The organism is Methylotenera sp. G11 (assembly GCF_000799735.1).
GTDB lineage: Bacteria > Pseudomonadota > Gammaproteobacteria > Burkholderiales > Methylophilaceae > Methylotenera.
This window is the reverse complement of record NZ_JUHH01000001.1, coordinates 2,234,034-2,247,681: the sequence shown is the minus strand read 5'-3', so window position 1 is coordinate 2,247,681 and position 13,648 is coordinate 2,234,034. Positions and strand designations below refer to the sequence as shown.

Sequence of the window (13,648 nt, the reverse complement as noted above, 5' to 3'; positions counted from 1 at the left end):
ATTATCCCATGACTTAGTGCCCATCCTGCCAAATTATGGAGATAAATTCAGAATCCGGTGACACCTGCCGCTTGTCTGGACGTGAAGCTGAAAACCCGTTTGGCACTTCGCAGCAACTTTACTATAATGTCTGCGTGATTAAATTCCCTACTACTTCCCTCGTTTGCCTCCTGCTCGCCATCGTCAGCACAGCCTGCGCGGCAAATCCTGCCGCACCGGCCAAAACCGACCTGATACTCGAACGTCAGATACAAACTTCCAGAATCGATACGCAGGATATTGATGAAGCAAGCTGGCCGGAGCGTGCGCGTGAGGTGCTGGTCAATGCATTGAGCCTTACCGGCGTTCGCTACCAGTATGGCGGGAAATCGCCGGAATCCGGCTTCGATTGCAGCGGCTTTGTACGCTATGTGTACCAGCAGGCAGGCAACCTGACGCTGCCACATGGCGCCCGTGCAATCAGCCAGTTAGGCAAAACCATCCCAAAAAGCGAATTACAGCCGGGTGACCTGGTGTTCTTCAACACCTTAAGATCCACGTTCTCGCACGTAGGCATCTACCTGGGCAACAACCGCTTTATCCACTCACCAAGCAGCGGCGGTGGCGTGCGTGTGGAAGACATGCAAAGCAGCTACTGGGAAAAACGCTTTAACGGCGCACAGCGCATTGACGCATCGGTGAAAGGCAATTAAAAAAGCAGCCAGTTGGCTGCTTTTTTAATTGCTGCAATATTCAATATTGGACGTATTGAACCAGCCTGCATTCATGTCACATCATTCAGCCATGGAATTTTGCCAGGTCTCCGGGCTTGCGCAGCATTTTATCCACTTCGCCCAAATGCAGTTCTTCTTGGTAAATCATTTCCCTGGCATATTCTTCAAGCATCACGGAGCCGCCTTCCACCAGTTTCAGCAATGCTTTATAGGCATTCAGCGCAACCGTTTCATGCGCCAAGGATTCGCGCAGGATATCGCCGATGTCGTGGTTATGCGTTTCGAGCAGCGGGCCGATAGACAATGACGGATGCCCGCCAAGGTGGGTAATGATCTCGCCGGCCTTATTCGCATGGTCCAGTGACTCGGTTGCCTGGCTGCGCAGCCACGATACGATCGGGATCCGGTTATAACCGAACACCATCAATGAATAATGGGTGTACCTGACCACTCCCGCCAACTCAAGCTCCAGAATGGTATTTAATGCGTTAATTACAGAATTATCTGTTTTATGGTCTGCTGACATATTCATGCTCCTTATTAGGAAATTTTACAAACTAATGAATAACTTCATTGCATCTGAATAAATTACAGCTGCATCAAATCATCCATTAAAAAAACGTATGGCGGCTAAAAATACAGCCCTGAGGATGATCACTCTCTGATTCTATCACTATGCCCCAAATCCCGCTCCGGGTCGATATGGTCGCGTATCAATTGCTTAACCTCTTTGGCTTCCGGAAAGCGCCCGGCATCTTTGCGTGAGTATATCAACTCACCATTCAGGGTGATTTCAAAAATACCGCCGGTACCCGGTTTTAAGGCAACACTGGTTAAATCCTGCTCGAATGTTGTCAGCAGCTCCTGGGCAAGCCATGCTGCACGCAGCAGCCAGCGGCATTGCGTGCAATAGGTAATTTCAACGATATTCTCACTCAATTTGTATGTCCTGACCGATATAGTTTAATATGTATCACTCAAATAATATATTCAATACTGAAACTAATCATATATTTAAAACTCTTAGAATGTGTCGAGTGCAAAACGTTTGATTGACGCATTTACAGGCCGAATACAACATCATTTGCTGGGAATAATAATACATGCAAGTACAAAACAAACATCACCGTTTTACAAAAATAGGACTGGTAGGCTCCGGCCTCGTGCTTGGGCTCATGCTCAGCCTGACCTATTCTGCTGTAGCCGAAAAAATGGTGAAACCACAGTTACCGCTCGACGACTTGCGTGCATTTGCCGAAGTGTTCGGCAAAATCAAAAGCGATTATGTAGAAACCGTAGAGGACAAAAAACTGATTTCAGAAGCCATCAGCGGCATGCTGACCGGCCTCGACCCACACTCGACCTACCTGGATCCGGATGCATTCAAGGATATGCAAACTGCGACGCAGGGTGAGTTCGGCGGTCTGGGTATTGAAGTCGGCATGGAAGACGGCCTGGTCAAGGTAGTGTCCCCGATCGAAGATTCACCGGCATACGCAGCCGGCCTGAAAAGCGGCGACTTGGTGATCAAGCTGGATGAAACCCCGGTAAAAGGCATGACCCTGAACGATGCGGTAAAACGCATGCGCGGCAAACCCGGCACCCAGATCGTGCTGACCGTTGTGCGCAAGAACGAAACCAAGCCATTATTATTCACGCTGACACGCGATGTGATTAAAAACAAAAGCGTGAAGTACAAAATGCCTGAACCCGGTTACGCTTACGTAAGGATCACCCAATTCCAGGAGCGTACCGTTGAAGACCTGGCCAAAGCCATTAAAACGCTGCATTCCGAAAACAAAGGTCCGTTCAAAGGCTTTGTCCTGGACTTGCGCAATGACCCGGGCGGTTTGCTCAATGGTGCCGTAGGCGTTTCCGCAGCGTTCCTGCCCAAAGGCGAGCTTGTGGTTTATACCGAAGGCCGCGCTCCTGATTCCAAAATGCAGTTGACCGCCATTCCGGAAAATTACGCCCGCGGCGGTGCAGCCAATGACTATATCCGTGACTTGCCCGAAGACCTGAAGACAGTGCCGATGGCTGTACTCATCAACAGCGGCTCTGCTTCAGCTTCCGAGATCGTGGCCGGCGCCTTGCAGGATCACAAACGCGCAGCCGTGATCGGCACACAGAGCTTCGGTAAAGGCTCAGTGCAGACCATTATGCCTATGAACAACGGTGCTGCGATCAAACTCACGACCGCACGCTACTTCACGCCTAAAGGCCGCTCAATCCAGGCGAAAGGCATCGTGCCCGATTACATCGTTGAAGACGGTACAGACCAGTCCGGCAACATTCACGAGGCTGACCTGACACGCCATCTGTCGAATCCCAAAGATGAGAAGTCCGCCGAACCGGTAAAACCTGTTGTGACGAATGCCGCTAAAGAAGCCGCCAAAGAAAAAATCAACGAGAAGAAATATGCCGAGCCACCCGCTCCGATCGAGCCGGCGAGCAAGGATGACATTCAATTCGTACAGGCAATGAACCTGCTAAAAGGCCTGCCGGTAAAATCCGAGCCGCCCGCAAAGGCTGAAGCTGCCAAGACCAATTAATCTTCTTTAAAGCATGATCAAACCGCCTTTGTTAAAGGCGGTTTTTTTACATCTGCAATCCGTGCGCCATCTGCGCCCCTATTTCAGCCATTCAGCCGGTTGAAAACGTTTATAATTCAGCCATGACCTTATCTGTTTAAAGAGTGCACCACTGAAGCAGGCTTGCCACCGCATACAGTTTACGCATGCAGTGGCGCAGGCAATACAAATTATTGCCGTCCAGATGGGATTCACCGGCAATATTTAGGCGTAAAATATCAGCATGAGACATTCAACCTTAGACAAACTCATTACCGAATTCGATACCGGCCTGCGCACACTGCTCGCCAAGCCGCACAGCCAGCGTGCGCATCCGGATGAAGGGCTGTCCGAAGCCCAGCTCACGGACGCCGAGAAAAGACATGCCAGTGCGCTGATGCGCGTCAACCATACCGGCGAAGTCTGCGCACAGGCTTTATACAGCGGCCAGGCCATCACCGCCCGCGATGCGGCAACCAGCAAAACCATGCAGCAGGCCGCCCGTGAAGAGACTGAACACCTGGCGTGGTGCAAAACGCGCATCCATGAGCTTGGCGGACATACCAGCGTACTGAACCCGCTGTTCTATGCCGGTTCTTTTGCAATCGGCACTGTTGCCGGGGCACTTGGTGACAAATGGAGCCTGGGTTTTCTGGAAGAAACCGAAAAACAGGTAGGAGAGCACCTGACCAGCCATCTCACCCAGTTGCCGGAGGCCGATGAGAAATCCCGCAGGATTGTTGAACAAATGCGTGTAGATGAAGCCAAACATGCCAATGACGCAAAACTGCACGGCGCCGCGCAATTACCCGCACCGGTCAAGTTCTGCATGAAACAGATGTCAAAACTGATGACGGCTTCCACCTATCATTTTTAATAGATGAATGACTAACGCATATGACCATGCGTCCACATAACTAATTGAGGTAACTATCAAAATGCAAAAATTCAGCGACGTACTATTAACACTGGACGATGCCTCCCATGTAGAGCGCATTGAACTTTATAAAAAAGACGGCACCCTGGAAGGTGTGATTGAGAACAAACCCGGCAGCCAGGGCTCATTAAAAGTCTACAGCCACCTTGCGCGCATGTATGGTGAAATTTCCATGGATGCGGCCGTAGAAGGCCTGAGCCTGTATGCGGAACATACGGAAGATGCGGAGAACTGTCCGGGGAAACACCCTAACGTAGATCGCCTGCTGAACATTCTCGAGGATGAACAGCCGCTGGCCGTGAAGCTGATTGAAACCAAACCCTGATCCAGCAGCAGGTAATTGCAGTACATCATCTCAAACCAGTGAAACAAGAGTCAGCCTGCGCAGCTAGCTTGAGATGACACAGCCGGTGTTTTAAACGTCTAAAGTCAGTGGTTTTATTTCAAAATCGTGGGTAATTTCAACGCTCTTACCCAGCATAATCGAAGCCGAACAGTATTTCTCAGCCGACAGCTTAACAGCGCGTTCCACCTGCGCCGGATTCAGGTCATTCCCCGTAACGACAAAGTGCACATGAATTTTGGTGAATACTTTTGGTATTTCATCGGCGCGCTCAGCTTCAATCTCAGCGACACAGTCCACAATAGGCTGACGACCTTTTTTAAGTATGGCAACCACATCAAATGAGGTGCAGGCCCCCATACCGATCAGCAGCATCTCCATAGGGCGCATGCCGATATTGCGGCCACCGCTTTCTGGCGCGCCATCCAGCACAACCGCATGGCCGGTTTCAGACTCACCGACGAAACTGACGCCATCTATCCATTTAACTCTTACGTGCATAAAGCTCTCCTGCTAAAGTGTCATTCTTTGCCCGTTAAGGGCATTTCCATCAAGCTAAGCGGCATGGCGCGCAACAGACAACGCGCATGCAAAACATTATCTGTTGCAGGCAGCGCAGCATGACGATAAGAATCACATTTTTATTTTACGTTCAGTAATTCAACATCAAAAATAAGGTTGGCATTTGGAGGTATCGCCCCGCCTGCACCACGCGCACCGTAACCCATTTCTGATGGGATGATCAATGTACGTTTACCGCCGATCTTCATACCGGCAAAACCTTCATCCCAACCCTGAATCACCTGGCCGCCGCCGAGAAAAAAATTGAATGGCTGGCCACGATCCAGGCTGCTGTCAAATTTTTTGCCTTTGCCATCTTTAGCTGCCGGGTCATATAGCCAGCCAGTGTAATGCACGGTGACATTAAAGCCGGGCTCGGCTTCGCGGCCGGTACCTACCTGGGTGTCGATTTTCTGTAGTTCTGTAATGTTTCCAGCCATGGTTACTGTTTCCTTTGCTGTGGTTTTTTCTGCGTTCGCCGGGTTGGATTCAGCCTGGCATGCGCCCAAACCCAACAAACAAACACCTGCTAATAATGTATTGAATAATTTCATGTTTAACCCTAAATATTGCATTTAAAAGTAAGCCGTAATCATACTGTAAAAACACAGGCTAATGACACGTCATATATTTTGAAAACTTATTTTTCAGGATGCAGTATTGCCCGCACAGGGTATGTCCGTCAACACGGCTGCTAAAGCAGCTCGGCTTGACGCCAAAGGCACACGGAACGCAGAAGCCGAGATAGTATGCGCCATACAGCGAGGTTTCGAGTCCATTTGAAATATAGTCGCAACGCAGTAATGCGCCTGAAAAATAAGTTTTTCTAAGGCTGCTGCTGCACCCACTCTATCAATGCATCCTGCGCATTCCTGCTGGCACCGGCTCTGGCATGGTTGACCAGCATCACCAGCACATGGCGATGGCCGTTCGCATCCAGCACATAACCAGCAATCGCGCTGACGCCGTTGATAGAGCCGGTTTTCAGATGCGCACGCCCATCGGACTGGCTACCCTTAAGGCGCTGCTTGATGGTGCCATCCAGCGCAAGTATCGGCAATGAAGCCATCATTTCCGGCATAACCGGGCTGTTGTAAGCGTGCACCAGCAATTGCCCCAGATGTCCTGCGCTGATTCTTTCCACCCGCGACAGGCCTGATCCGTTCTCAATGACCAATTCATCGAACTTCAACCCTTTAGCCGTCAACCAGCCCTGAATCGCTGCCGCGCCTTTGGCTTCCGTGGCAGGCGCACCTGCTTTTTCGGCAGCTATCGTTAACAGCAGCTGCCGTGCCATGACATTGTTGCTCCACTTGTTGATGTCGCGCACGACACTGCCCAATGGCTCGGATTGCTGCTCCAGAAGTTTGACTGCCCCCTGCGGCAGGGCCTGAAGTTTCAGTCTGCCGTTGAATTCGCCACCCAGTTCACGCCACAATTTCCTGAATGTAAAAAACGCATACTGCTCATCGTCAAACAAGCTCAGTTCCAGATAGCGTTCACCGCAATCTGCAGCATAACTGCCACTGAAGGTAACCACCGCTTTATCGTCTCCCGACTGCACATCATAAGTCATGCGGCTGCGCCAGTCTCCGCAGGCACCCGCTGCGCGTTTCAACTTATTCACAATCAGCACTTCCGGCAATTCAAATTCCTGATTGACCGTCACGCCTGCATCACCTGCTGCAAACTTAAAGCTGGTATTACGGCCATTCACCAAAAAGGCACTGGGCTGTGCATTATAGGCACGCCATTTTTCACTATCAAAACCGGGGCTGTTGGCAGCGGCGGCAAAATAGCTTTTATCGATCAGCAGGTCACCGCTGATTTTTTTTACGCCAGCCTGCCGCAGGCTAATCAGGAGCCGCCAGAAATCCTGTGCCTTGAAGCCAGGGTCGCCGTAGCCCCTGATGACCAGATTGCCCTGCAATACCCAGTCGGCAAGGCTGCCATCGCGATACACTTCGGTTTTCCAGCGGTAGGCTGGCGTAAGCAGATCCAGCGCGGCATTGGTCGTGACGATCTTCATGACCGACGCCGGATTCATGGCCTGGCCTGCATTGTGTTCCAGAACCGGGGCTTTGTCGGCAACGGCCTGCACATAGACCGCAACATTCTGCTGCGGAACCCCCTCTTTTTTCAAAGCCTCGGCCACAGTTTCCGGCAGCGCAGCCTCTGCACCGAGGCTAGTAAACAAGACGGCTGCCAGCAGCACCTGAAGCATGCGCACGGTCACCGTACCGCCTTAACTACGTCATGGCTTACCTTCACCATAAAGTCGATTTCAGGTTCCGTAATGGTGTACGGCGGCATGAAATATACGGTATTGCCTATGGGCCGCAGCAGCAGGGATTGTGCAATCGCAGCCTGGTAACACTGTCTTGAAAACTGCTGGTTGGCTGTCTGCACATCAAAAGAGAAAATCATGCCTTGATGGCGCAAATGCTCCACAGGCAGGTCAGTAAGCACTTGCATTTTCTCAAAAATACGTGCGGAGGTCTCCTTGTTCTTATGCACTACATCATCCGTTTCGAATATCGCCAAAGTTGCCAATGCGGCACTGCACGCAAGCGGGTTGCCGGTATAGCTATGGCTGTGCAAAAAGCCTTTCACCGTCGCGTCGTGATAAAACGCCTGGTAGATTGCATCCGTCGTCAGTACCGCCGATAACGGCAGGTAGCCGCCGGTGATGCCTTTGGATAAACAGATAAAATCCGGTTTGATATTGGCCTGCTCGCATGCGAACATGGTGCCGGTACGGCCAAACCCCACCGCAATTTCATCAGCGATCAGATGTACTTCATATTGGCTGCAGATCGCGCGCGCCCTGCTTAAATATACGGGGTGATACATACCCATTCCGGCCGCGCACTGCACCAAAGGCTCAATAATGAACGCCGCGAGTTCAGCATGATGTTCTGCGAGATACTGTTCCAATACAGAGGCGCAGCGCAGGGCAAAATCCTCTGCACTTTCACCCGCCTCTGCCAGCCTGGAATCGGGGCTCGGCACTTGCGCCGACTGTATCAGCAGCGGCGCATAGGTATCCTTGAATATTGCAACATCCGTCACACCCAGGGAACCCATTGTCTCACCGTGGTAACTATTCTGCAGGCTGATAAACCTGGTCTTGCCGGTTTTACCGATATTACGCCAGTAATGAAAGCTCATCTTGAGCGCGATCTCGGTTGCACTTGCACCATCCGATGCATAGAACGCATGCCCTAAACCCGTGAGCCCCGCCAGCTTTTCCGATAATGCCACCACAGGCTCATGCGTGAACCCGGCCAGCATCACATGCTCCAGTGTATCGAGCTGCTGCCTGATGGCATCCTTGATGCGCGGGTTGTTGTGCCCGAACAGATTGACCCACCACGAACTCACGGCGTCCAGGTGTTTTTTACCGTCCACATCATACAGCCAGACCCCGTCACCGCGACGGATCGGAATTAGTGGATAAGTTTCATGCTGCTTCATCTGCGTGCACGGATGCCAGACTGAACGCAGGCTGCGATCAAGAAGGGTTTGATTATTCGACATTTTTAATTAAATTCATTTTCCCGCTGATGTTTAATCGCTAGAATTACGACAACATCAGTCAATTTATCAAACTCGTAAATCGCAATATAACCGGTTCGGCCTCTTGAAATAACTAATTCTCTCTTACCTGTTGTACTGGTAATTCGACCAATATCAGGGTGGCGTTTAAGCACTTGAATCGCTTCATCAATGATGCCAAACGTATCCAGCGCGACCGAAATATCATTTTCCATCAAAAATAAAACCAGGCGATTAATATCAGCAAGTGCTTTTTGTGAATACTCCAGCCTTATCATTTAGCCACGCTTAACAGGCTTTGGTTCTGGCAAGGTGACCCCTTGAATTTTGGCACGCAAATATGCATGCACTTCATCGACATCATAGCCAATACCGGTTTCATCATAATGTTTTTTTGCTTCAATCGCACGCATCATAAAAGCCCGGTCTTCTTCAATGCGTTCAGCTTCTGTCGCAATCGCCTCTACCATAAATGCATGTGGCGTCTTACCCGTAATCTCGGCGAGTTTTGCTACTCGTTCTTTAAGCGCATCCGGTAATTTCAAGCTAGTAGTTGCCATTTTGTTCTCCTACACACCAACAAGGTGACACCAAAGTAACACCTTACACAATGAGTGTCAATGCGTTTTATGATATAGTTCGCATCTTATTGATTTATCAGTTTTATCATGCAAAAAATCCACATAAAGTCCAGGCAGCACCTTGAGCTGCTTGCCCCCGCAAAAAACGCTGATTTCGGCATCGAAGCCATCAATCACGGTGCCGATGCGGTCTATATCGGCGGCCCTGCGTTCGGCGCACGCGCCAAAGCGCCAAACACAGTAGCGGATATTGAGCGCCTGGTGAAGCATGCCCATCGCTACCATGCGGAAGTATATGTAGCGCTCAATACCATTTTCCATGATAACGAACTGGAAGGCGTGCGCGAGCTGGTGCACCAGCTCTATGACATCGGCACGGATGCCTTGATCGTGCAGGATATGGGGCTGCTGGAAATGGACTTGCCGCCGATACAGCTGCATGCCAGCACGCAGACCGACATCCGCACCGTTGAAAAAGCCGTGTTTTTAGACCAGGTGGGCTTCTCGCAACTGGTGCTGGCGCGCGAGCTGGATTTGAATACGATCAAAAGAATCGCCGATGCGACCACCTGTAATCTGGAATATTTTATCCATGGCGCTCTGTGCGTGGCATTCAGCGGACAATGCTACATCAGCCACGCACATACCGGCCGCAGCGCCAACCGCGGCGAGTGCTCGCAGGAATGCCGCCTGCCGTTCACGCTGGAAGACCAGAAAGGCCGCATCATCGGCAAAGACAAACATTTCCTGTCTATGAAGGACAATGACCAGAGTGCCAACCTGCGCGCACTGATCGAAGCCGGGGTCAGCTCCTTTAAAATTGAAGGCCGCTACAAAGATTTATCTTATGTGAAAAATGCCACCGCACATTACCGCCAGCTATTGGACGAAATTCTGGAAGAAATGCCACAGTATTCGAAGTCTTCATCTGGCGAATGTACTTACACCTTCACCCCGCAGCCGGAAAAAACCTTCAACCGCAGTGCCACAGACTACTTTGCCAATGGCCGCCAGGCGGATATCGGCGCATTCGACACGCCTAAATTCTCCGGTGAGGAACTGGGCAAGGTCAGCAAGGTCGGCACCAATTACTTTGAAGTGGAAACCGGTGTCGAGCTGCATAACGGTGATGGCGTATGCTTTTTTGATGTCCACAAAGAGCTGGTTGGCCTGCGCGTCAATACGGTAGAAGGCAAGCGACTGTACCCGAATGAAATGCCGCAGGACATGCGCCGCGGCATGACCGTATTCAGGAACCGCGACCATGCCTTTATGCGCCTGCTGGAGAAGGACTCCGCCCAGCGCAAGATACCCGTGGACATCCATTTTTGCGAAACCGCTGACGGCTTTGCACTGACCATCACCGATGACGGCGGTTTCAGCGCTACCGCTACCTGCAAAGCCGAAAAACAGCCCGCGCAGAATATGGAAAAAGCCGAAAGCAGCCTGCGTGAGAACCTGAACAAACTGGGCAGCACCGACTTCGCCGCCAGGACTATCTCGCTGCAAACCAGCCAGCCCTGGTTCATTCCGGCTTCTATCATCAACAACCTGCGCCGCGATGCAATCGAGCAACTGACGGAAACACGCGTGCTGGGCTATGACCGCCCTGCGCGTCGCGCAGCAGCAGAACCACCCGCGATCTACCCTGAGGATACGCTGACATACCTTGCCAATGTCTACAACCAGAAAGCGCGCGCTTTTTACCGGAAACACGGCGTCAAGCTGATTGCCGCTGCCTATGAAGCCAATAAAGAGCTGGACGAAGTACCGCTCATGATCACCAAACACTGCCTGCGCTTCAGCCACGGCTTATGTCCCAAAGAGGCAAAAGGGGTCATCGGCGTACAGGGCACGGTAACGGCAGAGCCGATGACGCTGATCAACGGCAATGACCGCTTCACCCTGAAATTCGACTGCAAACCGTGCGAGATGCATGTCATGGGCAAGATACGCAAACCGGTGCTGCAGCTGGCACAGCCGCAACCGGTGCACTTTCACGCCAGGCGGCCTTAACCTCCCAATATAGCGGGACTGAACATATGGACATACTGCACATCTTCACCAGTCTCGATACGCAGCTAGGCAGCATGATTGCAACGCATGGCAAACTGATTTATATCATCCTGTTCGCTATCGTGTTAAGTGAAATTGGTTTGCTGCCCCTGTTCTTCCTGCCCGGTGACCCGCTGATTTTCATCACCGGCTCCTTCTGCAAGCTAGGCGCGCTTGCGCTGCCGACCATGATGGCAACGCTCATCATGGCCGCTTTCTTCGGCAATCTGCTCAGTTACAGAATCGGCATGGCCGTCGGTGAAAATATCGACGCGCACCAATACCGCTGGATCAATCAAAAAGCATTGGAACGCAGCCGTGTCTTTTACCGGAAACATGGTCGTGCCGCCTTGTTTCTATCCCCGTTCATTGCGGTGGTGCGCACCTTCGCGCCATTCCTGGCAGGGGTAAGCCGAATGCCGTTCGGCCAATACATGATTGCCGCCAACATCGGCACCGGCTTCTGGATAGCGTCACTGATGCTGGCTGGTTATTTCTTCGGCGAGATTGCATTCGTGCGCCAGCATATGGCCAGCATCGTACTGTCCGGCCTTGGCATCGGGCTGCTTTGCATCATCGCCGGTACCGCCCTGTCCGGCAGGAAGCAAAAACCTTAAGCCGGCTAAGGCGCAGGGTTCATCATCGTCAGGTGCAGATGCTCGATCTCCTGCACCAGTTCAGGCGTAAGGCGGGTCTGCCACGCATCGATATTCTGTTTCAGCTGTGCCATTGTGGTGGCGCCGATAATCGTGCTGCTCACAAACCAGCGATGGTAAACAAAACTCAGCGCCAATTGCACCGGCGTCAGGCCATGCGCCCTGGCGAGTTGAGTGTAAGCGGCACTGGCCGGAACAACCCCCGGTTTTTTATAGCGCTGTGCGTAACCCAGGAACATCGTGACACGGCCTTTTGCTTCCGGGTCATCAATATACTTGCCGCTGAGATGACCGAAGGCTAAGGGTGAGTAAGCGAGCAGGCCGACATTCTCGCGGTATAACACTTCAGACATGCCAAATTCCATGCCGCGGTTAATCAGGTTGTAGCAGTTCTGTACGCTGGCCACACGCGGCAGGCCGTATTCGCCAGCAATGCGCAGGAATTCCATCAAGCCCCACGGCTGCTCATTGGATAAACCAATCGCACGCACCTTGCCCTCTTGTATCAGTTCAGCCAATGTTTCCAGCTGGTTGCGTATGCTCACCCATTGCACCTGCCTGCCGCCGGCATCCAGTTCCTGCGCCGGGTCAAACTGGTATTGCCCGAACATCGGCACATTGCGCTCCGGCCAGTGCAGCTGGTATACATCAATATAATCCGTCTGCAGGCGCTTGAGCGAACCTTCAATCGCGGCGCGTATATTGGCGCGGTCCAGTGCAGGCGGTCCACCGCGTATCCAGTCCATGCCGCGCCGGGGCCCGGCAGCCTTGCTCCCCAGGATGACCCTGTCACGCGGCTGTTTCTTAAGCCAGGTGCCGACCATGGTTTCGGTACGCGTATAGGTTTCGGCTTTGGGCGGCACCGGGTACATCTCTGCGGTATCTATAAAATTAATGCCCTGCGCCATCGCATAATCCAATTGCGCATGGGCTTCAGCTTCCGTATTCTGGTCGCCATAGGTCATGGTGCCTAAACATACCTTGGAAACCGTCAGGCCGGAATTGCCAAGCTGGGTATACTCCATCAATGTAAAACCTTATTAGTCACTGCAGGTTCATCAGCTGCATCCGCATTCAGCACAGGCAGCGGCATAACTTTGGCGCCAATACTCCAGCCGGACTCCCTTACGGAAAGCTGCAGCATATTGCATAGCGCCAGGATCAGCGCGGGCGGCAGGTTCATGCCTACCGTCACCCCGTCCAGACACAGCACATCCAGGTGCTTGATCGCATCGCCGGACAATTTCAGCTCGACTGCAAGCAAGGCGCCGTCATTGCGAATCCCTTTGCGAGGCTGGTACTGGGTGGAAAAATCCATCTTGCTGAGGGATTCAGTCGCCTGCGCCTCCTGCCTGAACTGCGCAACAGCCGCGGCTGGCGGTACATCAGGCTGGATAGAGCCAGCGGTCGGCAGATTCGCTTCGCCGCTTAACAATTGCCACATCAGCCTGGCGACACGGTAAGTGATCCACAGCAGCAATTCGGTATCGTCGCTCAACCCGACACGCAGCAGCAGGCGGTCCTGCTGCGCGTTGTATCCAAGATTAAGCTGCTGAATCACAGCATCGGGCTTTGGTGCTTCTGGCGCTACGGGATTAGTCAAAACATCATTTCCATAAATTTTTGTGGGCGGCTCTTGAAAACTAAAGTTTAGACACAACATTAGCAATCAAA

16 protein-coding genes are annotated in these 13,648 nt (G+C 52.0%); 6 read left to right on the top strand and 10 right to left on the bottom strand.

Annotated elements, in window-relative coordinates:
- The first annotated feature begins 35 nt into the window (after positions 1 to 35).
- On the top strand, positions 36 to 692 hold the full coding sequence (locus GQ51_RS10485) for a C40 family peptidase (protein ID WP_081987139.1): 657 nt from the start codon (positions 36 to 38) through the stop codon (positions 690 to 692).
- Positions 693 to 777: 85 nt separating this feature from the next.
- Here the strand turns inward: GQ51_RS10485 and GQ51_RS10480 are convergent, their stop codons facing one another.
- Both GQ51_RS10480 and GQ51_RS10475 read right to left on the bottom strand, forming a co-directional pair.
- Positions 778 to 1,245, bottom strand: a complete 468-nt coding sequence (locus GQ51_RS10480) for a ferritin-like domain-containing protein (protein WP_442922104.1) — start codon at positions 1,243 to 1,245, stop codon at positions 778 to 780.
- A 122-nt stretch (positions 1,246 to 1,367) separates the two neighbouring features.
- The gene (locus tag GQ51_RS10475) at positions 1,368 to 1,652 is read right to left on the bottom strand and encodes a SelT/SelW/SelH family protein (RefSeq protein ID WP_047552700.1); all 285 of its coding nucleotides are present in this window, start codon (positions 1,650 to 1,652) and stop codon (positions 1,368 to 1,370) included.
- A gap of 164 nt (positions 1,653 to 1,816) precedes the next feature.
- Between GQ51_RS10475 and GQ51_RS10470 the strand changes: the two genes are divergently transcribed.
- The 3 genes from GQ51_RS10470 to GQ51_RS10460 all read left to right on the top strand — a co-directional run bounded on the left by GQ51_RS10470 (position 1,817) and on the right by GQ51_RS10460 (position 4,545).
- Positions 1,817 to 3,265 (top strand): S41 family peptidase, encoded by a 1,449-nt coding sequence (locus GQ51_RS10470; protein ID WP_047552697.1) that lies wholly within the window; start codon positions 1,817 to 1,819, stop codon positions 3,263 to 3,265.
- A 262-nt stretch (positions 3,266 to 3,527) separates the two neighbouring features.
- Positions 3,528 to 4,160, top strand: a complete 633-nt coding sequence (gene coq7 / locus GQ51_RS10465) for a 2-polyprenyl-3-methyl-6-methoxy-1,4-benzoquinone monooxygenase (RefSeq protein ID WP_047552694.1) — start codon at positions 3,528 to 3,530, stop codon at positions 4,158 to 4,160.
- 61 nt (positions 4,161 to 4,221) lie between these two features.
- On the top strand, positions 4,222 to 4,545 hold the full coding sequence (locus GQ51_RS10460) for a DUF2322 family protein (RefSeq protein ID WP_047552691.1): 324 nt from the start codon (positions 4,222 to 4,224) through the stop codon (positions 4,543 to 4,545).
- A 90-nt stretch (positions 4,546 to 4,635) separates the two neighbouring features.
- Here GQ51_RS10460 and GQ51_RS10455 read toward each other — a convergent pair whose 3' ends face one another.
- The 6 genes from GQ51_RS10455 to GQ51_RS10430 all read right to left on the bottom strand — a co-directional run bounded on the left by GQ51_RS10455 (position 4,636) and on the right by GQ51_RS10430 (position 9,242).
- A complete protein-coding gene (locus tag GQ51_RS10455) occupies positions 4,636 to 5,064 on the bottom strand; it encodes an OsmC family protein (protein WP_047552689.1) in 429 nt (142 codons plus the stop codon).
- 140 nt (positions 5,065 to 5,204) lie between these two features.
- Positions 5,205 to 5,678 carry an FKBP-type peptidyl-prolyl cis-trans isomerase gene (locus tag GQ51_RS10450; protein ID WP_200884418.1) on the bottom strand — a complete coding sequence of 158 codons (474 nt, stop codon included), beginning with the start codon at positions 5,676 to 5,678 and terminating at the stop codon, positions 5,205 to 5,207.
- Positions 5,679 to 5,950: 272 nt separating this feature from the next.
- The gene (gene dacB, locus GQ51_RS10445; protein WP_052177884.1) at positions 5,951 to 7,348 is read right to left on the bottom strand and encodes a D-alanyl-D-alanine carboxypeptidase/D-alanyl-D-alanine endopeptidase; all 1,398 of its coding nucleotides are present in this window, start codon (positions 7,346 to 7,348) and stop codon (positions 5,951 to 5,953) included.
- Positions 7,349 to 7,356: 8 nt separating this feature from the next.
- A complete protein-coding gene (locus GQ51_RS10440) occupies positions 7,357 to 8,664 on the bottom strand; it encodes an adenosylmethionine--8-amino-7-oxononanoate transaminase (RefSeq protein WP_081987138.1) in 1,308 nt (435 codons plus the stop codon).
- 2 nt (positions 8,665 to 8,666) lie between these two features.
- Complete coding sequence (locus GQ51_RS10435; protein ID WP_047552686.1) at positions 8,667 to 8,960, bottom strand: type II toxin-antitoxin system RelE/ParE family toxin; 294 nt, start codon at positions 8,958 to 8,960, stop codon at positions 8,667 to 8,669.
- The gene (locus GQ51_RS10430; RefSeq protein ID WP_047552683.1) at positions 8,961 to 9,242 is read right to left on the bottom strand and encodes a CopG family ribbon-helix-helix protein; all 282 of its coding nucleotides are present in this window, start codon (positions 9,240 to 9,242) and stop codon (positions 8,961 to 8,963) included.
- A 108-nt stretch (positions 9,243 to 9,350) separates the two neighbouring features.
- On the opposite strand from GQ51_RS10430, the gene GQ51_RS10425 reads away from it, so the two are divergent.
- Both GQ51_RS10425 and GQ51_RS10420 read left to right on the top strand, forming a co-directional pair.
- Positions 9,351 to 11,279: a peptidase U32 family protein gene (locus GQ51_RS10425; protein ID WP_047552680.1), complete on the top strand. Its 1,929-nt coding sequence runs from the start codon at positions 9,351 to 9,353 to the stop codon at positions 11,277 to 11,279.
- 26 nt (positions 11,280 to 11,305) lie between these two features.
- Entirely contained in the window at positions 11,306 to 11,935 is a 630-nt protein-coding gene (locus GQ51_RS10420; RefSeq protein WP_047552677.1) for a DedA family protein, read from the top strand.
- Between the two features lie 5 nt (positions 11,936 to 11,940).
- Here the strand turns inward: GQ51_RS10420 and GQ51_RS10415 are convergent, their stop codons facing one another.
- Together GQ51_RS10415 and GQ51_RS10410 are read right to left on the bottom strand one after the other, a co-directional pair.
- Entirely contained in the window at positions 11,941 to 12,999 is a 1,059-nt protein-coding gene (locus GQ51_RS10415; protein ID WP_047552676.1) for an aldo/keto reductase, read from the bottom strand.
- A complete protein-coding gene (locus tag GQ51_RS10410; protein WP_052177801.1) occupies positions 12,999 to 13,577 on the bottom strand; it encodes a hypothetical protein in 579 nt (192 codons plus the stop codon). Before GQ51_RS10410 ends, GQ51_RS10415 begins: the two co-directional genes overlap by 1 nt.
- Between the last annotated feature and the right edge of the window lie 71 nt (positions 13,578 to 13,648).